Below are 25,033 nucleotides of genomic sequence, written 5' to 3'. Positions count from 1 at the left end.
AAGGAAAAAGACTTGACATCGTTCTTTATTTTCAGTATTATAAGTAATGTTGTTACTGTAAAGGGTTTTACCTTAACGGAGGCGCTGCACTTTGAATGAAGATCTTATGCTCGCCAAAACGAATCGTGTTAACATTCTGTTTGATTATTATGGATTGTTGCTAACGGATAAACAACAAATTTTTGTCAAGCTTTATTTTCATGATGATTACTCACTCGGTGAGATTGCAGCAGAGTTTCAAATCAGCCGCCAAGCTGTGTATGAGCATATTAAGCGGGCAGAAGCGGTTTTGGAAGATTACGAATTAAAGCTTCAATTGCATGATAAACATAAGCAAAGACAAATAGTTATTCAGCAGCTCGAACAATTAGTGGCCGTATGGGAGCCCGTATCTAAGAGGCAGTCCTTAGCTTTGCTGGAGCAGCTGTCCGAAATAGAATGAGCAAACAGTTGGTTTCATTCAAGGATTCACAGTAACGCTCAAGAGGTGAAGTATATGGCATTCGAAAGTTTAGCGAACCGGCTGCAAAAGGTTTTTAGCAAGCTAAGAGGTAAAGGCAAGCTGACAGAAGATGATGTTAGCGAAGCATTGCGCGAGGTTCGTCTGGCACTCCTTGAAGCGGATGTTAATTTCAAGGTTGTCAAAGAATTTATTGCCAAGGTCAAGGAACGTGCCATAGGGCAGGAAGTGCTGCAAAGCTTTACACCTGCAATGATCGTTGTCGATATCGTTAATAAAGAACTAACGGAATTGATGGGCGGCTCTCAGAGCAAGCTGGCACGCTCCAATCGCCCTCCAACCGTTATCCTTATGGTCGGCTTGCAGGGTGCTGGTAAAACTACAGCATCAGCTAAGCTTGCTAGGATGTTATTACAGCAGAACCACCGCCCCTTATTGGCTGCAGGTGATATATACCGTCCTGCTGCGATCAAGCAGTTGCAAGTGTTAGGGGAGCAGATCAAAGTACCGGTATTTACAATGGGAGACCAGGTAAGCCCGGTAGAGATCGCCAAGAACGCTTTGCAGCATGCCAAAGACCATGGCAATGATTATTTGATAGTCGATACAGCAGGTCGTTTGCACATCGATGAATCGTTGATGGACGAGCTAAAGCAAATTACAGAAGCTGTAAAGCCTGATGAAATTTTGCTCGTTGTAGATGCAATGACGGGCCAAGAATCGGTCAATGTAGCTGAAAGCTTTCACAAGCAGCTTACACTATCTGGTGTCATACTTACGAAGCTTGACAGTGATACTCGCGGCGGAGCTGCAATATCGGTTAAAGCTGTAACAGGCTGCCCAATCAAATTCGTCGGTATGGGCGAGAAAATGGAAGCCTTAGAGCCTTTCCATCCAGAACGGATGGCTTCACGAATTCTAGGCATGGGCGATATGCTGACCTTGATTGAGAAAGCACAAGAAGGCATTGATGTAGAGAAGGCTAAAGAAATGGAGCGCAAAATGCGCACCGCGGAATTTACCTTCGATGACTTTCTGGATCAAATGGAGCAGGTCAAGAAAATGGGACCGCTCGACCAGATTATTGATATGCTGCCTGGTGCTAACAAGATGAAGGGTATGAAGGATATCAAGGTTGATGATAAGCAATTGGGGCGAGTTGCTGCTATTGTGAAATCAATGACCAAGCAAGAACGGCAAAATCCGGATATGCTTACGCCAAGCCGGCGCAAACGTCTAGCAGCGGGAAGCGGTAATTCCGTACAGGAAGTAAACCGTTTCATTAAGCAGTTTGATGATATGCGCAAAATGATGAAGCAATTTTCAAGTATGATGGGTCCTAAAGGACCAAAAGGTCTTAAAGGGTTAAAAGGTAAGATGGGTAAAGGTATGAAATTCCCCTTTGGTTAAGCCAAGGTTTGAATGATAAGCTTGTTTATTCTATGTAGGAGGTGATTTTAAAATGGCAACACGTATTCGTCTAAAACGTATTGGTGCTCACAAGGCTCCTTTTTACCGTCTAGTAGTTTCCGACTCCCGTTCACCGCGTGATGGTCGCTTTATCGAAGAAATTGGTACTTACAACCCAGTAACCAACCCGGCAACTGTAAGTATTGATGAAGAGAAAGCGTTGAAATGGCTTTCAACAGGTGCTCAGGCTTCTGACACTGTTCGTAGTCTGTTCAGCAAAGCGGGTATTATGAAGAAGTTTCACGAGTCCAAGCTGCAGAAGTAATCTGCCGATTCGGAGGGTGTTATGAAGGATCTAATAACCGTTATCGCTAAGGCGTTGGTTGATCATCCCAATGAAGTAAAAGTTAATGCGGTAGAGGATGAGCGCAGCATTACGTATGAGCTTTCCGTTCATCCTGACGATGTTGGGAAGGTAATTGGAAAGCAAGGGCGTATTGCCAAAGCGCTTCGCACCGTAGTGACTTCGGCTGCAGTAAAAACAAGTAAACGCGTTTCGGTTGAAATTGTTTCTTAATGGAAACCATGAGGGTTAGGAGAAATCCTAACTCTTTTTTCTATAACAGATACTGTACTCTTTTAGGTGCGTACTATTATCTCTGGGGGGGACCTATGAACGATAAATTGTATACCGTAGGCAAGATTGTGAATACACATGGCCTTTTAGGGGAATTGCGGATTTTTCCGGAAACTGATTTTGCCGAAGAACGGTTTGCTAAAGGAAGCCAATTGGTATTTGTGGATCCTAAGCAAAATACGAAGTTTCCCGTTACGATTGAAGTAGCCCGTGAGCATAAAAAAATGTTTATCGTTAAATTTAAAGGCTTCCACCATATTAATGATGTTGAGAAATATAAAGGCTGGCTGCTGAAGGTAGAAGAGCAATATATGCTTGAGTTACCGGACGACGAATTTTACTACCACGAAATTATTGGCTGTCAGGTCGTTAGTGATGAAGGTGAAGAAATCGGAACCATTAGTGAAATTTTATCTCCAGGAGCCAATGATGTATGGGTAGTTGATCGGCCAACGGGCAAACAGGTGCTGCTTCCATATATTGACGATGTTATTTTGGAAGTAGATGTGGACAAGAAGCTGGTCAAGGTACATTTAATGGAAGGTTTGTTGGATTAATGAAAATTGATGTGCTTACCTTATTTCCTCCGATGTTTGAAGGTGTATTTTCAGCAAGCATTTTGGGCAAAGCCCGTGATAAAGGTTTGGTTGAGCTGAATACCATCGATTTTCGCGAATTTTCCAACAATAAGCATAACACAGTTGATGATTACCCCTATGGCGGCGGTGGCGGTATGGTGTTGAAAGCAGAGCCCATTTTCTCCGCTGTGGAATCCTTAGTTGATCTTCAGCTTGAAGGTGAGAGTCAGCCGCGGATTATATTGATGTGCCCTCAAGGCGAGCCTTATACCCAGAGAAAAGCCGAAGAATTGGCCAAAGAGCAGCATTTGATTTTTATATGCGGTCATTATGAAGGCTATGACGAGCGCATACGCGAGCATTTGGTGACGGATGAGATCTCTATAGGCGACTATGTGTTAACGGGCGGAGAGCTGCCTGCAATGGCTGTAATCGACAGCGTAGTAAGACTCTTGCCTGGTGTATTAGGCAATGAGTCCTCAGCCTCTGAAGATTCCTTCAGCACGGGACTCTTGGAATACCCGCATTACACGAGGCCCGTGCAGTTCCGGGATTGGCAGGTACCGGATATTCTCGTTTCGGGCCATCATGCGAATATTGCGATATGGCGCAGGCAGCAGTCACTGCTGCGGACTTGGAGCAAACGTCCAGAGCTCCTAAAAGATGCTTCCTTGACTCCGAAGGAGCAGCTTTGGTTAGCCGATTTGGAGCAGAAGAAGCAGGCGGCAGATAATATGTTGTAATTGGGCGTAAAGTATGGTAATATATACAACGTTGTGGCAATTTTGCCTCATTACGGTGGTCCTCTACGCGCAGCTAACTAGGTATCAACTTCAGAGGCGGAATGAACACCTGTGTGGAAGGAGGAAGTAAATTATGAGTAATTTAATTCAAGAGATTACAAAGGATCAAATTCGCCAAGATTTGCCTAAGTTTCGTCCAGGCGATACAGTGAAGATTCATGTTAAAGTTATTGAGGGTACTCGCGAACGGATTCAGCTATTTGAAGGTGTTGTTATCAAACGCCATGGTGGTGGAATCAGCGAAACATTTACCGTTAGAAAAATTTCTTACGGTGTTGGCGTTGAAAGAACGTTCCCTATCAATTCCCCGAAGATTGACAAGCTTGAAGTAGCTCGTCGTGGTAAAGTTCGCCGCGCGAAATTGTACTACTTGCGTGGTCTTCGTGGTAAAGCAGCTAGAATTCAAGAGATTCGATAAGACGAAAACAATCAGGGGCTTGTTCACCAAGCTCCTTTTCGTTTTTCTTAAAAGATCAGAATTTATGTGTTCAGCACTGCTGGACACATTTTATAACCATCGATCGGGAAGGGTAGGTCTAGAATGGAGCAGGAAAACACCATAGAAAAATCAAGTCCACTCAAGAAAGAAGCTTGGGAATGGGCAAAAGCGCTGCTGATCGCTGCGGCTCTAGTCTTTGTTATTCGTTGGTTTATTTTTGCTCCCTTTATTGTGGAAGGGCCTTCCATGGAGCCGAATTTCTTTACGAGTGAACGACTAATTGTTAGCAAAATTATTTATTCCATCAGAAAACCTGAACGTGGCGAAGTTATTGTATTCCATGCTACCGAGGATAAAGATTATATCAAGCGCGTTATTGCTCTTCCAGGGGAAACGATTCGGGTAGAAGGCGATAAGGTTTATGTCAATAATCAAGTGTTGGACGAGCCCTATTTAAAAAACGTATTGGATGAAGCCGCAAGGACTGGGGTACCCTACAATACAAGAAATTTCTCCGAAAAAACAGTGGCTGAAGGAACCATATTTGTAATGGGAGACAATCGCTCCAACAGTGCAGATAGCCGCCAAATTGGATTTGTTAAATACGATCAGGTTGTGGGACGGGCTGATTTAATATTTTGGCCTTTTAATAGGATAAGCCTGGTTCACTTTTAATAAATAATAATGTTCGAAAAGAAACTGAGGTGACCGTATGACGATTCAATGGTTTCCAGGTCACATGACAAGAGCCCGGCGTGAAATTCAGGCTAAACTAAAGTTGATAGATGTCGTGATTGAATTGCTGGATGCACGTATTCCGTTATCTAGTAGAAACCCAATGATTGATGAAATCTTGCAAAGCAAGCCGCGGCTAGTGCTTTTGAATAAGCATGATTTGGCGGATCCGGCCGTAACGGCCAAGTGGGTCGCTTATTTTGCGGATAGAGGGCTCCAGGCGCTGCCTGTGGACTCGACAAATGGAAATCAACTTAAAGATATTGCATCCCGCTGCAGGGAGCTGTTTGCTGCTAAGATTGCCACACAAATTCGTAAAGGGATTAATCCCCGAGCGGTAAGAGCGCTTATTGTCGGGATTCCCAATGTCGGGAAATCGACATTAATTAACAAGATGGCTGGGCGGAAAATAGCATTAACAGGGGATAAGCCTGGGGTTACGAAGGGCCAGCAATGGATTAAAGTAGGCTCGGAGATGGAATTGCTGGATACACCCGGCATTTTATGGCCGAAGTTTGAAGACCAGCAGGTAGGTATGCGCCTTGCGGCTACAGGAGCTATTAAAGAAGAACTGCTACATATTTCGGATATCGCTTTGTTCTTGGTTCGTTATTTAGCCAGCCACTATGGTTCTTCGCTACAGGAACGATATGGTATTGAAAAGCTGCCTGAGGATATGAAGGATACCGATGCCGTTATAGCCATTATGGAAGAGATTGGCCGCAAGCGGGGCGCTCTGCTAAGTGGCGGACGTGTTGATTTGGAAAAAGCTTCATTAACGATCATCAGAGAAGCACGTGCGGGCAAGATGGGCAGAATCAGCCTTGAATCACCAGATGATCTGCGTTAATAGGATAGGTACCATAATGAAGCCACACTTAGAGGTGGCTTTTTTTCGTTCCCGTTAAGTGCAATATCTAGTATAATAAACCCAATCAGTCAGCTAAGAGGGGAAGATAAGCGGAACATGCTAGAATACGAACGTTCTTTATGGGAGCAAGATTATCAATGGTTAGCAGGTGTAGATGAAGTGGGGAGAGGCTGCTTATTCGGGGATGTGGTAGCTGCTGCGGTCATTTTGCCCCGTGGTCTTGTTCTGGAAGAAGTTAATGATTCGAAAAAGCTAACGCCCAAAAAGCGTGAACTCCAATATGAAATTATTCAGAAAGAAGCCTTAGCAATCGGGATAGGCATAGTAGATGTAGCGATGATTGAGAAAATCAATATCAAACAAGCCTCGCGGCTGGCTATGAAGCTCGCCGTTGAGCAGCTCAAACCCGTACCCGATTATTTATTGGTGGATGCGGAAAGGGTCAGTGGAGATTGGGCCCAATTGGCAATTATCCATGGGGATGCGGTAAGCCAATCCATTGCAGCAGCTTCCATTATTGCCAAGGTCACCCGTGACCGGATGTGCCTGCAATGGGATCTGGAATATCCTGAATATGGGATCGCCCTCCATAAAGGGTATGCCACCAAGCTACATCGGGAACGGATCGTGGAACTTGGGGCGACAAGCATGCACCGCCCGTCGTTTCTGAAAAAAATCCTGCTTGAAGCCGAGCAGCAGCAATTGTTTTAAATATGAGGCAAGAAGTGAATTATGCTGGTGTTTATGCCGATATAGGTTATACATAGTCCAGAAAGAGACCTGTTAGGAGGTACCCATCCTTGAATATAAGTGGATTAATCAGAAGTGTTATGGGTGATGCACAGGCGTCCGAGCCCAAAACCTTGGAGCTCAAGACGGGAGAGGTCGTTAAAGGAATGGTAGTCCAGCTTCTTCCAGAGAACGAGGCTGTTGTAAATATAGGCGGAATCCAAGTGCGGGCTAAGCTGGAGACGCCGTTAAAGCAAGGCGAGGTTACCCTTTTGCAAGTGCAGCCGGATAATAATTCTGGACAAGTAGTCTTGAAGCCGTTAGGAGCCTCTGGTGTACAAATTGCCGATAGCTCTTTGGCTGATGTATTGAAAAATGTTGGATTGCCAGATACTTCGTCTAATCGGTTATTAGTTCAAACTCTGCATCAATCGGGAGTGGCCTTAACGAAGGAAAATCTGCAAGCATTTGCCCAGGTGCAAGCGCAAATTCCAGCTTCCGTTTCACAGGGAGATTGGCTTTCTTCGGCTGTAGTTGCCTTTCAGAAAGGAATCCCGCTCACGACTGAAACAGTTTCAGCGCTTAGGCAAGCCATTAACGGTCCCCCTTTCCATCAAACCCTGCAGGATTTGGATGTGCAGATGACGAAGCTATTGTCCGAACAATCGTCTTTATCCTCGACGACCAAATCGGCAATGGATACATTTAAAAGTGTAGTTGCTCTAGTAAGAGAGGCTTCGGCCAGCCTCGTCCCGCTGGCCTCCAGCCAGCTTTCTGAGGGAGAAATCAATAATCTGTTGACGGTAACCAAAGCGGCTGTAGGCCAAGGGACAGCTTCACAAGCAGTAGCGGTTAACGGGAAAGCAGTAACGGTAGATAACCGACCTGGGGCTAATATGGCCGTTACAATGAATCCTGGCAGCCCAGGTAACCTGCTTCAACCGAACACGGAGCAGCAACAGCTCACGTCAAGCCGAGAGACGGTGGTTAACGGCAATCCGGCAGCCTCAACACCTACTACTGCTCCTGCCGCAGCTCCCTTGCTGTCTAGCGCTCTAGCAACAAGCGCGATAGCTGGCGCTGGTACTGCCAATACGCTGCAAGCTTCTGGCGCTCTGGCTAACGCGGCCAACGCGGCCATTGCGGATTCAGCTTCGGCTCAGCTCAGCAAGCCAGGTCCAGGGCAAGCGTCGCCACAACCGTCACAAGCTTCATCGCCATTGGCGTCTGCTAATAGCCCGACAGCTACAGCAGGCAGCATGTTAACCGCTACCCAGGCACAGCAACAGCCAACTGCTGCCAATCCACTGGCAGCAGCTGTGAGCAACAGCGGCTTGTCACAAGGGGCCAACCATGTGGCTGCGAGCAATAGTACAAATAAACCTACAGCCGATTCGGCAGTTTTGGGCAAACAAGCCTCAGACGCCGTAATTCGGACGGATGCTGCTACGAATACAACTTCAACCAAGGAAGCTTCTCCTGTGGCGCTGGTGAACAGTGCTCCTAGTGAAGAGGAGCATTGGATTTCCAAGCTGATTAAAGCGGTAGGCATCGAGCATGAGAATACGATTTTTAAGCTTCCGGAAAAAATCGTCATGGATGGGCAGCTCCAGCCGAGGGGCTTGCTGTTAAACCAAGATACATTGGCACCCAATTCTACCTTGCAAGAGCAGATGAAATCCGTTGATACGTTGAAAGGCGCATTGCTAATGCTGATACAATCCGATGATACGCCAGCTGGACTGAAGGAAACAGCACAACAAGCCATCCAACAAATAACTGGACAACAATTACTGCTTAATATTGACCGAACCTCCATGTTTACGAATATTACGATGTTTATCCCGATCATCAATGCTAATGGCGAACAAACAGCAGCTATCCACATCCAGTCTCGAAAAGGAGAACGAGGTGAAATTGACGCTAAAAATTGCCGTCTCGTATTTGATTTAAGCATGAAAGCATTAGGTAACACGATGGTCGATGTGCAAGTTGTCGACCGGATTGTTAGCCTGCGTGTGTTAAATGACCAACCGTTTATTGAGCACCTATTGGAATCACATCGCGAGGAAATTGCTGCTGGCTTATCGGCGGTTGGCTATCAATTTATATCGTTAAAATGCAGCCCATATCCGGAAAAAGGACAGCCAACGGAAGAGTCTGCGTCTGGAGGCCATAAACAAGACGCTAGTCAGGCAGCTAACCAAATGCAAAGTATGTATGGAAGCAAGCCTTACAAAGGGATGGATCTTCGCGTATGAAATCAAAAAATCCTAATTCAAATGTGACTCCTAATTCTATGAAAAAGGCAATTGCTTTAAAATATGCGCCTGGTCAAAAAAGCGCTCCAGTGCTTGTAGCCAAAGGAAAAGGCTATATGGCTGAGGTGATCCTAAGAAAAGCCAAAGAAAATGGTGTGCCTGTCCAAGAGGATTCTTCGCTTGTGGAGGTGCTCTCTAAGCTGGAATTAGACCAAGAAATTCCTCCTGAACTTTATAAGCTGGTTGCCGAAATATTGAGCTTCATTTATAGGTCGGATGGAAGGGCTAAACAAATAAAGGCGAAATCTCATGAATAAACCGACTTTGACACGCAAACAGCTCGGAGCTATTGGAGAAGGGTTCGCTTTTGATTATTTGCAGCAGCAGGAATACCGTATTATGGAGCGGAATTGGCGTTGCCGTACAGGAGAAATTGATATAGTAGCCGAATATGAGGGGCTTTTAATCATTATTGAGGTAAGAACCCGAAGTGGAAGCTTAAATTTTGGAACGGCTGAGGAATCTGTGGATTTAAGAAAGCAGCAAAAAGTCAGGGAAACAGCCCAGTACTACACTCTTAAGCATCGTAAGCAGGATATGCAAGTCCGTTTTGATGTGATCTCCGTACTAGCTACAAAAGACGGCACTCGAATATCTATAGACCACATACCCAATGCTTTTTAATTAATGCTGTATCTATTCCATCTTTTTTTTGTGTGACAAAGACCGACAGTTACCATGCCCTTGGCTTGGTTGTCGGTCTTTTGCTAATTAACTTTTGGATAAAAGTCAGCTTTTTCTTGGCTTTCATCATTCTATTTATTTCTTCCATTAATAATCGCATTCGTTCATCCTCGTTACTTATTTTTCTAAGCTCGCTGTAGGCATATCTACTCATAGTTGTGATCCTTTCCAAAGACTGTTTTTATAGATAAGTAAATAGTTGCAATAAGCAGTAGTAAACCCAGCACATTCCATAAACCTAATATCATACAATCCCTCCTTAGTAGTGGATGAACCTATTGTACTATATTTCGACGAAAAATGCAGTTAATTTACACACATTTTGGGTATTTAGCACCAAGATTTGATAAATATTTTACTTTATATCGCTTACATAAATAAATACCCGGGAAAAATACCGGGTAACGGGAATTTTTGCATTAAATTCGACATTTTTTGCAACTTATTCAATGTAAATCCCAATAAAATTGACACTTTATTTGACAAACGCAAGATGATGGATGTGTTTAAGTTTTTTTGTCTAGGCAACGATATTGTAAGGCTTCAGCCAAATGAGGGATAGCAACATCCACACTATCGTCCAAGTCTGCGATGGTTCGCGCGATTTTGAGAATGCGATCGTAGGCTCGGACACTTAAACCAAACACTTCAAAGGATTTGTGCAGCAACTGCTCGGCATCTGGCTGTAATCGGCAATACTTGCGCAGCAATTTGCCTTGTAACTCACTATTGAATGTAAGATCCGAGTGCTTATACCTTTGCAATTGGATGGATCGTGCAAGATCCACCTGTTCCTTCATGGTTTGTGAGGAGAGCTGTGGGAGGCTTTCGGTAAGCTGGTTATATTCGATCCGCGGCACCTCAATTTGTAGATCGATTCTATCGAGCAAGGGACCTGATATTTTGGAACGGTAATTTTCTATCTTTTGTGGGCTGCAGGTACAGGCATGGGTAGAAGTTTCCGCCCCATAAAAGCCACAAGGGCAGGGGTTCATTGAGGCTGCCAATATTACGTAGGAGGGGAAACGGTAAGTGGCACGAGCTCTACCAATGGTGACATAACGCTCTTCCAGGGGTTGGCGCAGTACTTCGAGGACAGCCCGTGAAAACTCTGGCAGCTCGTCGAGAAACAGCACCCCGCGATGGGCCAGGCTGATTTCACCCGGCTTAGGAATGGAGCCCCCGCCAATAAGGCCTGCTGCGGAGATAGAATGGTGGGGCATCCGAAATGGACGCTCCCGGATTAAACCACTGCGATCGGTGAATTTTCCGGAGGCGCTATATATTTTCGTCACATCCAATGCTTCTTGGTCTGACATCTTGGGTAAGATGGAGGGCAGTCGTTTGACGAGCATTGTTTTTCCAGTTCCGGGCGGACCAAGTAAAATAATATTATGCATCCCTGCCGCGCTGATCATCAGAGCCCTCTTAGCTTGCGATTGACCGTACACATCGGAATAGTCTTCTATCACCAAGGAAGGGTGAACGTTATCAGCGTTTAAAGGTTGGAGTGATTCATTAGCTTTGCTAAATAAAGAGCCAGACCCATTTTCCAGTTCATTCATGTGGGAAAGTGAGCCAACATCAAGATTCGGGATTAAAATGGCTTCTTGTATATTTTGATGGGGTAAAATAACCCGCCTAATGCCATTTTCTTTGGCTGTAGCTATCATGGAAAGTACACCAGGAACCGCACGTACGGCACCGTCTAAGGCAAGCTCACCTAATATAATCGTTTGCTCCGGGTTATCCAGCATGATTTGGCCGCTTGTAAATAAAATGCCTAAGGCAATCGCCAAATCGAAGGACGAGCCCTCCTTGCGTACATCAGCAGGAGCCAAATTAATCGTGATACGCTTCAATGGAAAGGTATAGCCACAATTTTTTATGGCAGCACGCACACGTTCCATAGACTCTTTCACCGCGCTATCGGGTAAACCAACAATATGCATTTGAGGCAAGCCATTGCTGAGATCCACCTCGACCTCCACAAGCTTACCGTCTACCCCCTGCAAGCAGGCACTCATAACTTTTCCATACATCAAAAACACACCTTCTCCCTCATTCATTCCATCAGGGCAAAAGGTGCTTCCTTATCGTCCAATTGATTTGCTATTATTGTATCATAAATCCTTTTATTGGCAATTACTTATATCTGCAAAATTCATCTGGATTCCTAATGTTTCAATGTATCTAGGGGAATGCTAAAAGCTGTAGTTTCTGCATTATATTGCAGAGATCTACAAGAATTTGCTTTACTGAAAACATAAATATTGTATTGGTATAAAAAAGTTTAATTGAAAAATGACAGCTTTCGTCGAAAAAATGAGGAAACTGTCCAAGAAAAGTGGTATAATGGTTAAGGTTTTGTTGAGCCCTTAGTCTCAGCAGGATTTCATGTGCATCACAGCGAATATGTTTGTTCGTTTGGTGAGGGACTTGCACATACGCTGCAGTTCTTGTTTATATAGAAAGTAGCAAGCTATTACTGATAGGAGGATTTTGCTAAATGAATATCCATGAGTACCAAGGCAAACAATTGCTGAAGCAGTATGGGGTTGCCGTTCCTGACGGGAAGGTTGCGTTTACAGTTGATGAAGCTGTAGAAGCGGCTAAACAGCTAGGAACTCCAATCGTTGTAGTTAAAGCGCAAATTCATGCGGGTGGACGCGGTAAAGCAGGCGGCGTTAAGGTAGCCAAGAGCTTAGACGAGGTTCGTACATACGCCGAGCAAATTTTAGGCAAGGTTCTTGTCACGCACCAGACTGGTCCTGAAGGTAAAGAAGTGAAACGTCTGTTAATCGAGCAAGGCTGTGACATTAAAAAGGAATATTATATCGGCCTGGTAGTAGATCGCGAAACGGGTCGTGTTGTTATGATGGCCTCTGAAGAAGGCGGCACCGAAATTGAAGAAGTTGCTGAGCATTCTCCAGAAAAAATCTTTAAAGAAGTGATCGATCCAGCTATCGGTTTGCAGGCTTTCCAAGCGCGCAAATTGGCCTATGCGATCAAAATCCCGAACGAATTGGTAAACAAGGCTGTTAAATTTATGGTTTCCTTGTACACAGCTTTTGTAGAAAAAGATTGCTCAATTGCCGAAATCAACCCTTTGGTTGTAACTGGCAGCGGCGACGTTATGGCATTGGATGCCAAAATGAATTTTGATGCGAACGCTTTGTACCGCCATAAAGACATTATGGAGCTTCGTGACCTTGAAGAAGAAGATGATAAAGAAATTCAAGCTTCCAAATATGACTTGAGCTATATCGCACTTGAAGGCAATATCGGCTGCATGGTTAATGGAGCAGGGCTTGCCATGGCGACAATGGATATCATCAAGTATTACGGTGGAAACCCCGCCAACTTCCTGGACGTAGGGGGCGGTGCTACAACGGAGAAAGTAACGGAGGCCTTCAAAATTATTTTATCCGATGAAGCGGTAAAAGGCATATTCGTCAACATTTTTGGTGGCATCATGAAATGTGATATTATCGCTAATGGTGTAGTAGAAGCGGCTAAGCAATTAGGCTTAACGCGTCCACTTGTTGTACGTTTGGAAGGTACAAACGTAGAATTGGGCAAAAAATTATTAAACGAATCTGGCTTGAATATCGTAACAGCCGATTCTATGGCAGATGGAGCCCAAAAAATCGTGGCTCTGGTATCTAAGATATCTTAATAAATCAAGGGATGTGACCTATACCAAATGAGTATTTTAGTCCATAAAGATACAAAAGTCATTACACAAGGGATCACTGGTTCCGTGGGTATGTTCCATACTAAAGGCGGTCTTGAATACGGCACGCAAATGGTTGGCGGTGTAACACCAGGCAAAGGCGGAACGAAAATTGATATTGAATTGGAAAATGGAACCTCTGTTTCTCTTCCAGTGTTTAATACAGTTATCGAAGCGCAAAAAGCAACAGGCGCTACCGTATCCGTGATTTATGTTCCACCAGCTTTCGCGGCCGATGCGATCCTTGAAGCAATCGATGCTGAATTGGAATTGGTCATTTGTATCACAGAAGGCATTCCGGTACTGGATATGGTTAAAGTGTCCCGTTATCTTGAAGGCAAAAAGACACGTTTAATCGGTCCTAACTGCCCTGGCGTTATCACTCCCGGTGAATGTAAAATTGGGATTATGCCTGGATACATCCATACACCTGGACATGTAGGTGTTGTTTCAAGAAGTGGAACATTAACTTATGAAGCGGTGCATCAGTTGACAACACGCGGTATTGGGCAGTCCTCAGCGGTTGGTATTGGTGGAGATCCAGTTAAAGGCTCCGAATTTATCGACATTCTTCGATTGTTTAATGATGATCCGGATACTTATGCCGTTATCATGATTGGCGAAATTGGCGGAACAGCTGAAGAAGAAGCAGCCGAATGGATTGCTGCTAATATGACGAAGCCGGTAGTTGGTTTCATCGGCGGGCAAACAGCGCCTCCAGGAAAAAGAATGGGCCATGCAGGAGCGATTATTTCTGGTGGTAAAGGTACAGCAGCCGAGAAAGTAGCAACCATGGAACGTTGTGGAATGAAAGTAGCCCCAACACCTTCTGAAATGGGCTCTACCTTAGTAAGTGTTCTAGAAGAAAAAGGCTTGTTGGAGAAATGCACAACTAAATCTTTATAATTATAGGCAAGCAGCCTTCTACTCCTTAATGGGAGTGGGAGGCTTTTTTGTTTACCATCGTTTAGAAAGTTGTTCTCACAAAAGGAGTGATATATACTAATATGGATAATAGAACGGTATTGATTATGCTGCATCAAGCAGAAAACGTAGGCTGGAAAACACTTTTAATCATCATTAATCGATTTTATATACTGGCAGAGGCGGCTGGGCTCAGTGCTCGAGATTGGCAGCAGCTTGGTCTTACGGGATCAAGAGCGGAGGCAGTTGTGCAAGCCTTTAAGCAAATGGATGAACAATATGTGAAGGCCACACTGGAGAAATACCATCTAAAGGAAATAAAGATGGTTACGATTTTTGATGGAGACTACCCGGCTTTACTTAAACAAACAGCAGAACCGCCTTGGGTGCTTTACTGCCAAGGCCGTTCCGAGCTTTTGCATTCCCCTTGTATGGCAGTGGTTGGGACGCGAAATCCAACGATCTATGGACGGAAGATGGCAGAGCAATTTTCTGAAGAGCTTTCAGCCAATGGAATGTGCGTAATTAGCGGGCTGGCTAAAGGAATCGACGCTTCTGCGCATGAAGGTGCTCTTCGAGGAGTGGGGAGCACGATCGCCGTGCTGGGCAGCAGCATTGGCTTTATGTATCCATCTGAGAATAAATGGTTATACCAATTAATAGCACTTAACGGGTTACTACTAAGTGAGTACCCGCTAAACACCAAGCCTCATCCTGGATTATTCCCACAGCGCAACCGTATTATTGCTGGATTAAGCCTAGGTGTAGTTGTGGTCGAAGCTGCGCTTCAAAGCGGATCGTTAATTACAGCTGACCAAGCTTTGGATGAATCCCGCGATATATTTGCGATCCCAGGCCCCTTATCTTCACCCAAAAGCCAAGGGACTATTGCCCTTATCAAGCAAGGAGCGAAGCTGATTAGCTGTGTTGAGGATATACTGGAAGAGTACAGCCATCGGATATCTTCACCCTCTAGGACATCTAGTAACCATAGGAAAGAACAGGGTCAAGAACTAACAGCAGACGAGCGAATCCTTATCGAACTATTGCAGAATCAGCCTTTGACCATAGATGAATTGCTGTCTCGCAGCCAATTTACCTTTGGACATTTGCACTCAGTTCTGTTAAATTTACTAATGACTAAGCGCGTGAACCAATTACCGGGTTCAATTTACGCTATTTGTTAGAGATACATATCACAACTAAGGGGGGAAGGACGCTTATGGCAGATGCATTAGTCATTGTGGAGTCACCCGCAAAAGCAAAAACGATTGGCAAGTACTTAGGAAGCAAATTTATTGTAAAAGCATCCATGGGCCATATTCGTGATCTCCCAAAAAGCCAAATTGGTGTTGAAATAAATAATAATTTTGAACCTAAATACATCACAATCCGCGGTAAAGGCTCCATTCTCAAAGAGCTAAAAGATGCACGCAAAAAAGTGAAAAAAGTTTATCTCGCAGCTGACCCGGATCGTGAAGGGGAAGCGATTGCATGGCATTTGGCCCACTATCTGGAGCTGGACGAATCCGAAGAGTGCCGTGTTGTATTTAATGAAATTACGAAGCAGGCGGTTAAGGATGCTTTTAAAACTCCACGAAAAATCGATATTGATTTGGTCAATGCCCAACAGGCTCGACGTATTCTAGATCGGCTTGTAGGCTATAAAATCAGTCCATTGCTTTGGAAAAAAGTGAAAAAAGGACTCTCAGCAGGGCGAGTACAATCTGTTGCCTTGAAATTGGTTTATGATCGGGAGAATGATGTAAAAGCTTTTGTGCCTGAAGAATACTGGTCCATAACAGCTAAGCTGTTAGCTGGAACAACAGAGTTCGAAGCCAAATTTCACAGTATCAATGGTGAGAAAAAAGAGCTGACGAATGAGCAGGAAGTCAATGAGATTTTAAAGGGCTTGGAAAAAGCAAAATATGTAATCCATGATGTGAAAGAAAAAGAACGCCAGCGCAATCCATCGCCACCCTTTATTACGAGTTCGTTGCAGCAGGAGGCTGCTCGGAAGCTGAATTTCCGTGCTTCCAAAACGATGTCGGTTGCCCAACAATTATATGAAGGCATTGAGCTAGGAAGTGAAGGCACTGTAGGTTTAATCACTTATATGCGTACCGACTCCACCAGAATTTCGCCAATCGCCCAAGAAGAAGCCAAAGAATTTATTGTCCAAAAATACGGCGATGCTTTTTATCCCGAAACTCCCCGCGTCTATTTGAAAAAGGCTGCTAATTCTCAAGACGCGCATGAAGCCATCCGACCAAGCTCTATTATGCGTGAGCCTGACCAAGTAAAAGCCTATTTGAGCCGTGACCAGCACCGTTTATATAAGCTGGTATGGGAACGTTTTGTAGCTAGCCAAATGTCTTCTGCTGTTCTTGATACCATGACTGTAGATATTACAGCTGGGGATACCCTATTTCGTGCAGCCGGTTCCAAAATGAAATTCCCAGGCTTTATGAAAGTATATGTTGAAGGAAACGATGACGGTACAACGGATGAAGACAAGCTGCTGCCCCCTATGAAAAAGGGAGATAAAGTGAAAAAGAACCAGCTTGACCCGAAGCAGCATTTCACTCAACCTCCACCACGCTATACCGAGGCGAGATTGGTTAAGGCATTGGAGGAAATGGGAATTGGTAGGCCAAGTACCTACGCACCTACGCTTGAAACGATCCAGAAGCGTGGATATGTTGCTATTGATGAGAAGAAGTTTATCCCTACCGAGCTGGGTGAACTGGTCATCCAACAAATGATTGAATATTTTCCAGAGATTCTTGACATTGAGTTTACTGCCCATATGGAAGGTGAATTGGATAGTGTTGAGGAAGGCAAGGAGAACTGGGTAAAAATACTTAGTTCCTTTTATGAATCTTTTGAAAAACGACTTATATTCGCTGAAGCTGAAATGGAAAAAATCGAAATCAAAGATGAGGTTTCTGAAGAAATTTGTGAAAAGTGCGGCCTTCATCTTGTTTATAAAATGGGACGTTACGGCAAATTTCTTGCATGCTCGGGTTTCCCAGATTGCCGAAATACGAAGCCGATTGTTAAAGATATAGGTGTTACCTGCCCGACATGTAAAGAAGGACATATCATTGAGCGGCGGAGTAAAAAAGGGCGCATTTTTTATGGCTGCGACCAATACCCAGCATGTGAATTTGTTTCCTGGGATAAGCCGATAGCTCAGCCTTGTCCAAAATGCAGTTCTATGCTAATTGAGAAAAAAAATAAAAATGGCGTATTTCATCAATGCGTCCAATGTGATTATAAAGAAGAAATTCCCGATAATGATGAATAGAGTTGAGTTTTCTACGAAAACTGTAAAGCCAATGCTTACGAAGTAAGTTTTGCAAGCAAAAATTTTAGGAGGGTTAGACGTGTCAGAAATACCTACTGTTACCGTAATAGGGGCGGGCCTAGCAGGCAGTGAAGCCGCATGGCAAATAGCCAGCCAAGGCGTTCCTGTTGTCTTATATGAAATGCGTCCAGTGCAAAAAACACCTGCACATATCACGGATCAATTTGCCGAGCTGGTTTGCAGTAACTCCCTTCGTGCCAACGGTTTAGCTAATGCGGTTGGTGTATTAAAAGAAGAGATGCGCCATCTGAATTCACTCATTCTGCGTTGTGCCGATAAACATGCGGTTCCCGCGGGAGGAGCACTGGCGGTTGACAGGGATGGTTTTTCGGGAGAGGTTACCTCACAGCTTCGCAGCCATCCCTTGATTGAGGTGCGTAATGAAGAATTGCAAGTACTGCCCGAAGGGATCGTCGTTGTTGCAACAGGTCCTTTAACTTCACCTTCACTTTCAGCCCATTTGCAACAGCTGATGGGGGAGGAGTACCTGTACTTTTATGATGCAGCGGCTCCGATCATAGAGAAAGATTCTATCGATATGAGTAAAGTTTACTTAGCCTCAAGGTATGATAAAGGTGAGGCCGCCTATCTTAACTGTCCAATGAGCGAAGCAGAGTTTGATATTTTTCATGATGCATTAGTTAGTGCCGAAGTAGCACCCATTAAAGATTTCGAAAAGGAAATCTACTTCGAAGGCTGTATGCCGATCGAGGTGATGTCACAAAGAGGTAAGCAAACAGCTTTATTTGGCCCGATGAAGCCAGTTGGACTTATAAACCCTCATACGAATGAATTACCTTATGCTGTTGTCCAACTGCGTCAAGATAATGCGGCGGGTACGCTTTATAATATGGTAGGCTTCCAAACCCATTTAAAATGGGGGGAGCAAAAAAGAGTGTTTTCCTTGATTCCTGGACTGGAACAGGCAGAATTCGTTCGTTACGGGGTCATGCATCGCAATACATTTATTAATTCACCAAAGCTGCTTAAACCGACCTACCAATTTGTAAGGCGTGACAACCTGTTTTTCGCAGGGCAGATGACGGGTGTTGAGGGTTATGTGGAATCGGCAGCTTCTGGACTTATTGCTGGCATGAATGCAGCCAGGTTTGCTCAAGGCAAGGAATGTGTAGTTTTACCCTTGGACACAACATTGGGCAGTATGGCTAATTACATTACAACCGCTGATTTTAAGCATTTCCAACCGATGAACGCTAATTTCGGACTCATGCCACCTCTGGGGGAACGATTTAAAAGCAAAAAAGAAAAGAATGAAAGAATTGCCGCAAGAGCTATTGAGAAAATTCAGAATTTTTCACAAAACGAATACAATTTCACTTGAAAGCAAAAGCTTTACTGTGATACTATAAACGTTGGGCTTCAAAAGTAGGATTATATGATTTGGATTAAACGAACCTCTCATCGCGGCTGCCTGAACTAGTGCGACCCGATCGAGGTTTTTCTGTTGATTGGTCATATTTTAAAGTTTAGGTTTGGAGGTAGGTACAGATGGATCAAAGCTTTCATGCCACAACAATCTTTGCCATTAAGCATCAAGGTAAAGGGGCAATTGCAGGTGATGGGCAAGTAACCTTTGGTAACAGTATGGTCATGAAGGGCCACGCTAAGAAAGTAAGAAGGCTGTACCGCGGCAAAGTCATTGCAGGCTTTGCAGGAAGCGTAGCAGACGCCATCACGCTCTTTGAGAAGTTCGAGGCGAAGCTGGAGGAGCATCAAGGGAACTTGCAGCGTGCTGCCGTGGAATTAGCTAAGGAATGGCGTTCTGACCGCGTGCTGCGCAGGCTGGAGGCGATGATGATTGTTATGGACGTCAATTATGTATTGCTCATATCTGGTAATGGGGAAATCATTGAGCCTGATGATGGGATATTAGCTATAGGCTCCGGGGGCAGCTTTGCACTGGCAGCAGGACGTGCACTCCACCGCTATGCAGCACATATGAGTGCTAAGGAAATTGCACATGCGTCATTAACGATGGCAGCTGAAATTTGTGTGTTTACCAACCATAATATCATTGTTGAAGAAATCGAATGAATGAGGAGGTAATCTCTTGAAGCATACGTCTTTGACTCCTAGAGAAGTAGTCGCCAAATTGGATCAATATATTATCGGGCAAAAAAATGCCAAGAAATCGGTCGCAGTGGCTTTGCGTAACAGATACCGTAGAAGCCTGCTGGATGCATCGATTAGGGATGAAATTGTACCTAAAAATATATTGATGATAGGTCCTACCGGAGTAGGAAAAACGGAAATTGCCAGGCGTCTTGCCAAATTAGTTAATGCTCCTTTTGTGAAAGTAGAAGCGACTAAATTTACCGAGGTTGGGTATGTTGGCCGTGATGTAGAAGCCATGGTCAGAGATCTTGTAGAAACCTCCATTCGTATTGTGAAAGCAGAACAAACTGAGAAATTAAAGGACAAGGCAGGACAAATGGCCAATGATCGGATTATTTCGATCTTACTTCCTAGCCCCTATAAGCAAAAATCACAACGTAATCCATTGGAAATGTTATTTGGGAATGCAGGATCCTCCGAACCCCAAGAGCAAGAAAGCGATGAGCATCTCATTTCGCGAAGAAAAGAGCTCAAGGAGAAGTTGCTTAAAGGTGAGCTGGAAGACCAGGCAATCGAAATCGAAGTCGAAGATAACGCACCCAATATGCTTGATATGTTGGCTGGGCAAGGCAATGAACAATCGGGTATGAACATGCAAGAAATGTTTGGAAGTTTGATGCCTAAGAAAATGAAAAAACGAAAACTTCCTATTAAAGAGGCGCGCAAAGTATTGATTCAAGAAGAAGCACAAAAGCTGCTGGAAATGGATGAAGTCATCCAAGAAGCGATTCTAAGGGTGGAGCAACTTGGTATTATTTTTATCGATGAAATCGATAAGATTTGCAGTTCTGGGCGTGGCAGTGGACCCGATGTTTCAAGAGAAGGTGTGCAAAGGGATATTTTGCCTATCGTTGAAGGCTCAACAGTAATGACTAAATACGGACCCGTACAGACTGATTATATATTATTTATTGCCGCGGGAGCTTTCCATATTGCCAAACCATCGGATTTGATCCCGGAGCTCCAGGGCCGTTTTCCAATTCGGGTTGAATTAAGCAGTTTAACAGAGCGGGACTTTATACTCATTTTGAAAGAGCCGCAATACTCGTTAACCAAGCAATATACCGCTCTATTGGAAACTGAAGGGATTCATGTTGATTTTTCCGATGAAGCATTAGAGGAGATTGCCCGGATTGCGGCAGAGGTTAACCAGAATACGGACAATATTGGAGCCAGGCGTTTGCATACGATCTTAGAAAAATTACTGGAGGATTTATCCTTCGAGGCTCCAGATATCACGCTAGAACATATCTTAATAACACCTGAATATGTTCGGGAGAAACTTTCTGACATTGTTCAAAACCGAGATTTAAGCCAGTATATTTTATAAATACGATTCCATCTATTATTCGTTGGTCGCACTGGGAGGCAGTTTTATGACATTATTAGAAAAAACAAGAACACTTAATAGATTACTGCAAAAAGAAGCAGGAAATCCAGTCAGCTTTTTGAATATGGCCACCGTGCTAAGCGATATTTTACATGCTACTATTTATGTAGTTAGCCGTAAAGGTAAAGTGCTGGGTCAAGCTTTTTATATGGTTGGGCAAGAGGGCTTATTACCTGAAACGATTATTCACGATAACCGTTTTCCTGAGGAATATAACCAATTATTGCTTAAAATAAGCGAAACTTCATCAAATATGGGTCTAAATAGTGAATATCATGTATTTGTTGAATCGGTGCCCTCCGAAAAAATATTTATTACGATCGTGCCTGTAATCGGTGGTGGTGATCGAATGGGAACGTTAATTCTGACCAGGAAAGATCGAGCTTTTATAGATGATGATCTTATTTTGGCTGAATATGGGTCGACTGTTGTAGCTATGGAAATATTGAACGAAAAGGCAGAACAGATCGAGGTTGAGGCACGCAGTAAAGCAGTTGTACAGGTAGCTGTTGGATCTTTGTCCTTTAGTGAGCTGGAGGCTGTGGAGCATATCTTTGAAGAGCTAGAGGGTTCAGAGGGATTGCTTGTAGCAAGTAAAATAGCGGACCGTGTCGGAATTACAAGGTCGGTTATTGTCAACGCGATGAGGAAACTTGAAAGCGCAGGAGTCATTGAAACTAGGTCGCTAGGAATGAAGGGTACCTATATCCGTGTGCTAAATGATCAGCTAGTATCGGCCATCCATAGTGTGAAATTATAGTAAACTGCAGGTTTTAAGCCCTATATATAAAATATAGGGCTTTTTTCTCATTGTAATAAGTTCCAATATTCTTCAATATAGGTATAGGTCTACTATACTATGATGATTAGCAACATTTTCAATATTTTATTTCAATTTAATGTCGTTTAAAGGAGGATTATATAAAGGACTTGTTGAATATTACAAATTAGCTTAGCGAAAAGGCAGGAAATAACATGAACATTCTGAATAAGCAGGGTTTTAACCAGCTTGAGCGTTCCTTAGACGCTTCGACTTTGCGACAACGGGTAATAGCTGATAATGTAGCCAATGTGGATACTCCTTATTTTAAACGATCAGAAGTCCAGTTTGAGGAATTGTTAGGGAAGCAACTGACCACCAACTCAATTGAAGGCTACAGAACGGATCCTAGACATTTCAAGTTTGGCCGTCCTTCACAGATTGAACCACAAATTACAAAAGATAACCTATCTACTATTAACAATAATTCGAATAATGTGGATATCGATTCAGAAATGTCGTTACTAGCCAAAAACCAACTTCGGTACAACGTGATGATCCAACAAGTAAGTAGTGAAATTAAAAAAGCTAGAATGGCTATTCAAGGGAGGTAGGGGTTAACTTATGAAGCTTACTAATGGGTTTGATATTAGTTCCTCTGCATTAACTGCACAACGTTTTCGGATGGATGTTATATCCTCTAACTTGGCTAATGCGGATTCGACGAGAACACGCTTAGTTGACGGAAAATGGGTTCCTTACCAAAGAAAGCTGGTTGTGATTGAGCCTAAGAAGCCATCATTTGAACAAGCACTGCAAAATGCACAATCAAATACAGCCGGAGAAGGCGTAAAGGTAACTCAAATCATTGAGGATACTTCTCCCTTTAAGCAAGTTTACAACCCGACTCATCCAGACTCCGATGAAAACGGGTTTGTTATGATGCCCAATGTTGACGTGCTTAAGGAAATGGTCGATATGATTTCTGCAACCCGTTCTTATGAAGCTAATGTTACTGCCTTGAATGCTTCTAAATCGATGATCAGCAAAGCATTAGAAATAGGCAGATAATGGTGAATATAAACAGAAAAAGGGGATCTAATAATGATTGAAAAATTAGGTTTGCAGCCATTGCAGGTCACTACGCCTCTACCAGTGGCTAAAAACATGAGTGCTTCTGAAGTTACAGAACAATTTGGAAGCTTTCTAACGGATGCAATGAACAAGCTGAATGTTCAGCAACAAGAAGTGGATCAGCTAAATGACAAGTTTGCTAAAGGTGAAATTTCAGACGTGCATCAAATTGTAATTGCATCAGAAAAAGCGTCTCTGGGGCTTGAATTAACCGTACAAATACGCAACAAAATGATTGAGGCCTACCAAGAAGTAATGAGGATGCAAGTATAAATTAGCAGTTTGAATCTTAGCGGCAGTCTTTAGATGGGGTGGAAGAGTGAATGAAAATCTAACCCAGTTTTGGAATAAGATCACCCAATACTGGAATCAATTTAGTAAGACTCAGAAGATTACTTTTGTAGCGACAGTTGTTCTAGTGCTATTAACAATAGGAATAATTAGCTACAACTTTTCGAAAACGGAATACGCTTTGGCTTACACAGATTTACAGCCCACTGATGCTGCTGCAATAAAAACCTATTTAGATGAAGCTAACATTCCTTACCAGCTAAGTGAGGACGGTAAAAGTATTGGTGTACCCAGGAGTGAGGTGGCCAATGTTAAATTAGCAGTTGAATCCCAAGGCATCAATAAAACGGGTAATATTGGCTATGGGGTTTTTAACCAGAATAGTACGTTTGGAACCACTGATAAAGAATTTAATGTGAAATATATTAATGCGGTCCAGGGTGAGCTACAGCAGCTGATTAATTCCAATACGGCGGTGAGTAGTTCCAAAGTGCTAATTAGTTTGCCTGAGGAAACCGTATTTTTACCCAAAGGAACAGAGAAGGAAATGGCATCGGCCTCCGTTGTAGTCAATGTTAAACAGGGCTATAGCTTGGATCAAGCCAAAGTAGATACCATGTACAATTTGGTATCTCACAGCGTTAAGGGCTTGCCAGTTGAAAACATTACGATATCTGATCAAAACGGGGAGCTACTGGAATTTTCCAAAGGTAAAGGCAAAGTTACGAATGCCAACGTCGCTACGCAAAACTTTGACATTAATAACCAATTTAAAAATGATGTACAAAAAAATGTGCAGCAAATGTTAGCAACACTTCTTGGTAAAGACAAGGTTATCGTCCAAGTTTTCTCGACAATGAATTTTGATCAAACCAGTACTAAGCAGCAGTTGGTTACTGCGCCGAATGAGGTTGATCAAAAAGGTCTTGAAATATCCGTTAATGAAATTCAAAAAAGCTACAATAGTGATGGTAGTGCGGGTACTGGTGGAGTCCCAGGCACGGGACAAACCGATGTTCCAGGTTATCCTGGAAGTAATAATGGTGGTACGTCCAATTCCGAGGAGATTCAAAAAACCGTTAACTATGAGGTTAACCGAATTTCAAACGATATTGTTGCTACACCTTATGTTGTAAAAGATTTAACCATAAATGTCGGAGTTGAACCACCCAATCCTGAAGATCCCAATTCTTTAACTCAAGAAACAAAAGATGCGGTTCAACGAATCTTGGTGAACGTAGTAAGAGCAGCACTTGCTGATAATAAACAAGTGATCACAGATGAAGATTTAAACAAGAAGGTCACGGTATTTGCACATACCTTCGCGAGACCGGGGGCCGAATCAGTTAGCTCCAATGCCATGTTATTGTATGGCGGATTGGGCGGACTTGCATTAGCATTGCTTGTGTTGGGCGGATATTTGTTAATGAGACGTCGGAGATTGAAGCGTGAAGCAGAGGAAGAGCTTGCTATAGAGCCAGCAAAGGTAGAATTTCCTACTATTGATATCGATAATGTTACTAATGATAACCAGGTCAGAAAGCAGCTCGAAACTTTGGCCAAAAGAAAACCAGAGGAATTTGTTAATTTGCTTCGGACTTGGTTAGTAGACGAATAGGAGGTAT

At 43.5% G+C, this 25,033-nt stretch carries 26 protein-coding genes; 25 read left to right on the top strand and 1 reads right to left on the bottom strand.

What is annotated here, in order from left to right; all coding sequences use genetic code 11:
• The first annotated feature begins 91 nt into the window (after positions 1 to 91).
• The 13 genes from G9U52_RS01045 to G9U52_RS00985 all read left to right on the top strand — a co-directional run bounded on the left by G9U52_RS01045 (position 92) and on the right by G9U52_RS00985 (position 9,607).
• Complete coding sequence (locus tag G9U52_RS01045; RefSeq protein WP_166144879.1) at positions 92 to 442, top strand: putative DNA-binding protein; 351 nt, start codon at positions 92 to 94, stop codon at positions 440 to 442.
• A 54-nt stretch (positions 443 to 496) separates the two neighbouring features.
• Entirely contained in the window at positions 497 to 1,870 is a 1,374-nt protein-coding gene (gene ffh, locus G9U52_RS01040) for a signal recognition particle protein (RefSeq protein ID WP_166144876.1), read from the top strand.
• 52 nt (positions 1,871 to 1,922) lie between these two features.
• Positions 1,923 to 2,195, top strand: a complete 273-nt coding sequence (gene rpsP, locus G9U52_RS01035; RefSeq protein WP_166144873.1) for a 30S ribosomal protein S16 — start codon at positions 1,923 to 1,925, stop codon at positions 2,193 to 2,195.
• A 21-nt stretch (positions 2,196 to 2,216) separates the two neighbouring features.
• Positions 2,217 to 2,447, top strand: coding sequence for a KH domain-containing protein (locus tag G9U52_RS01030; RefSeq protein WP_166144870.1), 231 nt, complete (start codon positions 2,217 to 2,219; stop codon positions 2,445 to 2,447).
• A 95-nt stretch (positions 2,448 to 2,542) separates the two neighbouring features.
• A complete protein-coding gene (gene rimM / locus G9U52_RS01025; RefSeq protein ID WP_166144867.1) occupies positions 2,543 to 3,064 on the top strand; it encodes a ribosome maturation factor RimM in 522 nt (173 codons plus the stop codon).
• Positions 3,064 to 3,828, top strand: coding sequence for a tRNA (guanosine(37)-N1)-methyltransferase TrmD (trmD, locus tag G9U52_RS01020; protein ID WP_166144864.1), 765 nt, complete (start codon positions 3,064 to 3,066; stop codon positions 3,826 to 3,828). Before rimM ends, trmD begins: the two co-directional genes overlap by 1 nt.
• A gap of 133 nt (positions 3,829 to 3,961) precedes the next feature.
• The gene (rplS, locus tag G9U52_RS01015; protein ID WP_166144861.1) at positions 3,962 to 4,306 is read left to right on the top strand and encodes a 50S ribosomal protein L19; all 345 of its coding nucleotides are present in this window, start codon (positions 3,962 to 3,964) and stop codon (positions 4,304 to 4,306) included.
• 123 nt (positions 4,307 to 4,429) lie between these two features.
• Positions 4,430 to 5,002: a signal peptidase I gene (lepB, locus tag G9U52_RS01010; protein ID WP_166144858.1), complete on the top strand. Its 573-nt coding sequence runs from the start codon at positions 4,430 to 4,432 to the stop codon at positions 5,000 to 5,002.
• Positions 5,003 to 5,039: 37 nt separating this feature from the next.
• Positions 5,040 to 5,912: a ribosome biogenesis GTPase YlqF gene (gene ylqF, locus G9U52_RS01005; RefSeq protein ID WP_166144855.1), complete on the top strand. Its 873-nt coding sequence runs from the start codon at positions 5,040 to 5,042 to the stop codon at positions 5,910 to 5,912.
• An 84-nt stretch (positions 5,913 to 5,996) separates the two neighbouring features.
• Positions 5,997 to 6,644 carry a ribonuclease HII gene (rnhB, locus tag G9U52_RS01000; RefSeq protein ID WP_311764801.1) on the top strand — a complete coding sequence of 216 codons (648 nt, stop codon included), beginning with the start codon at positions 5,997 to 5,999 and terminating at the stop codon, positions 6,642 to 6,644.
• 89 nt (positions 6,645 to 6,733) lie between these two features.
• Positions 6,734 to 8,923 carry a TP0910 N-terminal domain-containing protein gene (locus G9U52_RS00995; RefSeq protein WP_166144849.1) on the top strand — a complete coding sequence of 730 codons (2,190 nt, stop codon included), beginning with the start codon at positions 6,734 to 6,736 and terminating at the stop codon, positions 8,921 to 8,923.
• Positions 8,920 to 9,240 (top strand): EscU/YscU/HrcU family type III secretion system export apparatus switch protein, encoded by a 321-nt coding sequence (locus G9U52_RS00990; RefSeq protein WP_166144846.1) that lies wholly within the window; start codon positions 8,920 to 8,922, stop codon positions 9,238 to 9,240. The genes G9U52_RS00995 and G9U52_RS00990 overlap by 4 nt, the downstream gene beginning before the upstream one ends.
• The gene (locus tag G9U52_RS00985) at positions 9,233 to 9,607 is read left to right on the top strand and encodes a YraN family protein (protein ID WP_166144843.1); all 375 of its coding nucleotides are present in this window, start codon (positions 9,233 to 9,235) and stop codon (positions 9,605 to 9,607) included. Before G9U52_RS00990 ends, G9U52_RS00985 begins: the two co-directional genes overlap by 8 nt.
• Positions 9,608 to 10,173: 566 nt before the next feature.
• On the opposite strand, the gene G9U52_RS00975 is transcribed toward G9U52_RS00985, so the two are convergent.
• On the bottom strand, positions 10,174 to 11,709 hold the full coding sequence (locus G9U52_RS00975; RefSeq protein ID WP_166146606.1) for a YifB family Mg chelatase-like AAA ATPase: 1,536 nt from the start codon (positions 11,707 to 11,709) through the stop codon (positions 10,174 to 10,176).
• Between the two features lie 467 nt (positions 11,710 to 12,176).
• Here G9U52_RS00975 and sucC point away from each other — a divergent pair, with 467 nt between their 5' ends.
• The 12 genes from sucC to fliF all read left to right on the top strand — a co-directional run bounded on the left by sucC (position 12,177) and on the right by fliF (position 25,026).
• Positions 12,177 to 13,346, top strand: coding sequence for an ADP-forming succinate--CoA ligase subunit beta (gene sucC, locus G9U52_RS00970; RefSeq protein ID WP_166144837.1), 1,170 nt, complete (start codon positions 12,177 to 12,179; stop codon positions 13,344 to 13,346).
• A gap of 27 nt (positions 13,347 to 13,373) precedes the next feature.
• Positions 13,374 to 14,309 (top strand): succinate--CoA ligase subunit alpha, encoded by a 936-nt coding sequence (gene sucD, locus G9U52_RS00965; protein WP_166144834.1) that lies wholly within the window; start codon positions 13,374 to 13,376, stop codon positions 14,307 to 14,309.
• Between the two features lie 101 nt (positions 14,310 to 14,410).
• Positions 14,411 to 15,514, top strand: coding sequence for a DNA-processing protein DprA (dprA, locus tag G9U52_RS00960; protein WP_166144830.1), 1,104 nt, complete (start codon positions 14,411 to 14,413; stop codon positions 15,512 to 15,514).
• A gap of 35 nt (positions 15,515 to 15,549) precedes the next feature.
• Entirely contained in the window at positions 15,550 to 17,637 is a 2,088-nt protein-coding gene (gene topA / locus G9U52_RS00955; RefSeq protein ID WP_166144827.1) for a type I DNA topoisomerase, read from the top strand.
• Positions 17,638 to 17,716: 79 nt separating this feature from the next.
• The gene (trmFO, locus tag G9U52_RS00950) at positions 17,717 to 19,039 is read left to right on the top strand and encodes an FADH(2)-oxidizing methylenetetrahydrofolate--tRNA-(uracil(54)-C(5))-methyltransferase TrmFO (protein ID WP_166144824.1); all 1,323 of its coding nucleotides are present in this window, start codon (positions 17,717 to 17,719) and stop codon (positions 19,037 to 19,039) included.
• A 167-nt stretch (positions 19,040 to 19,206) separates the two neighbouring features.
• Entirely contained in the window at positions 19,207 to 19,752 is a 546-nt protein-coding gene (gene hslV / locus G9U52_RS00945; protein WP_166144821.1) for an ATP-dependent protease subunit HslV, read from the top strand.
• A 16-nt stretch (positions 19,753 to 19,768) separates the two neighbouring features.
• On the top strand, positions 19,769 to 21,163 hold the full coding sequence (gene hslU, locus G9U52_RS00940; RefSeq protein WP_166144818.1) for an ATP-dependent protease ATPase subunit HslU: 1,395 nt from the start codon (positions 19,769 to 19,771) through the stop codon (positions 21,161 to 21,163).
• A gap of 46 nt (positions 21,164 to 21,209) precedes the next feature.
• Complete coding sequence (codY, locus tag G9U52_RS00935; RefSeq protein ID WP_166144815.1) at positions 21,210 to 21,983, top strand: GTP-sensing pleiotropic transcriptional regulator CodY; 774 nt, start codon at positions 21,210 to 21,212, stop codon at positions 21,981 to 21,983.
• A 215-nt stretch (positions 21,984 to 22,198) separates the two neighbouring features.
• Positions 22,199 to 22,597 carry a flagellar basal body rod protein FlgB gene (flgB, locus tag G9U52_RS00930; RefSeq protein ID WP_166144812.1) on the top strand — a complete coding sequence of 133 codons (399 nt, stop codon included), beginning with the start codon at positions 22,199 to 22,201 and terminating at the stop codon, positions 22,595 to 22,597.
• 10 nt (positions 22,598 to 22,607) lie between these two features.
• Positions 22,608 to 23,054, top strand: coding sequence for a flagellar basal body rod protein FlgC (gene flgC / locus G9U52_RS00925; protein WP_166144809.1), 447 nt, complete (start codon positions 22,608 to 22,610; stop codon positions 23,052 to 23,054).
• A gap of 33 nt (positions 23,055 to 23,087) precedes the next feature.
• Complete coding sequence (gene fliE / locus G9U52_RS00920; protein WP_166144806.1) at positions 23,088 to 23,390, top strand: flagellar hook-basal body complex protein FliE; 303 nt, start codon at positions 23,088 to 23,090, stop codon at positions 23,388 to 23,390.
• A 46-nt stretch (positions 23,391 to 23,436) separates the two neighbouring features.
• Entirely contained in the window at positions 23,437 to 25,026 is a 1,590-nt protein-coding gene (gene fliF / locus G9U52_RS00915) for a flagellar basal-body MS-ring/collar protein FliF (protein ID WP_166144803.1), read from the top strand.
• The last annotated feature ends 7 nt before the right edge of the window (positions 25,027 to 25,033 follow it).

The organism is Paenibacillus agricola (genome assembly GCF_011440305.1).
Lineage (GTDB): Bacteria > Bacillota > Bacilli > Paenibacillales > NBRC-103111 > Paenibacillus_S > Paenibacillus_S agricola.
The sequence above is the reverse complement of the archived record's forward strand: the minus strand, read 5'-3'. Positions and strand labels throughout refer to the sequence as shown.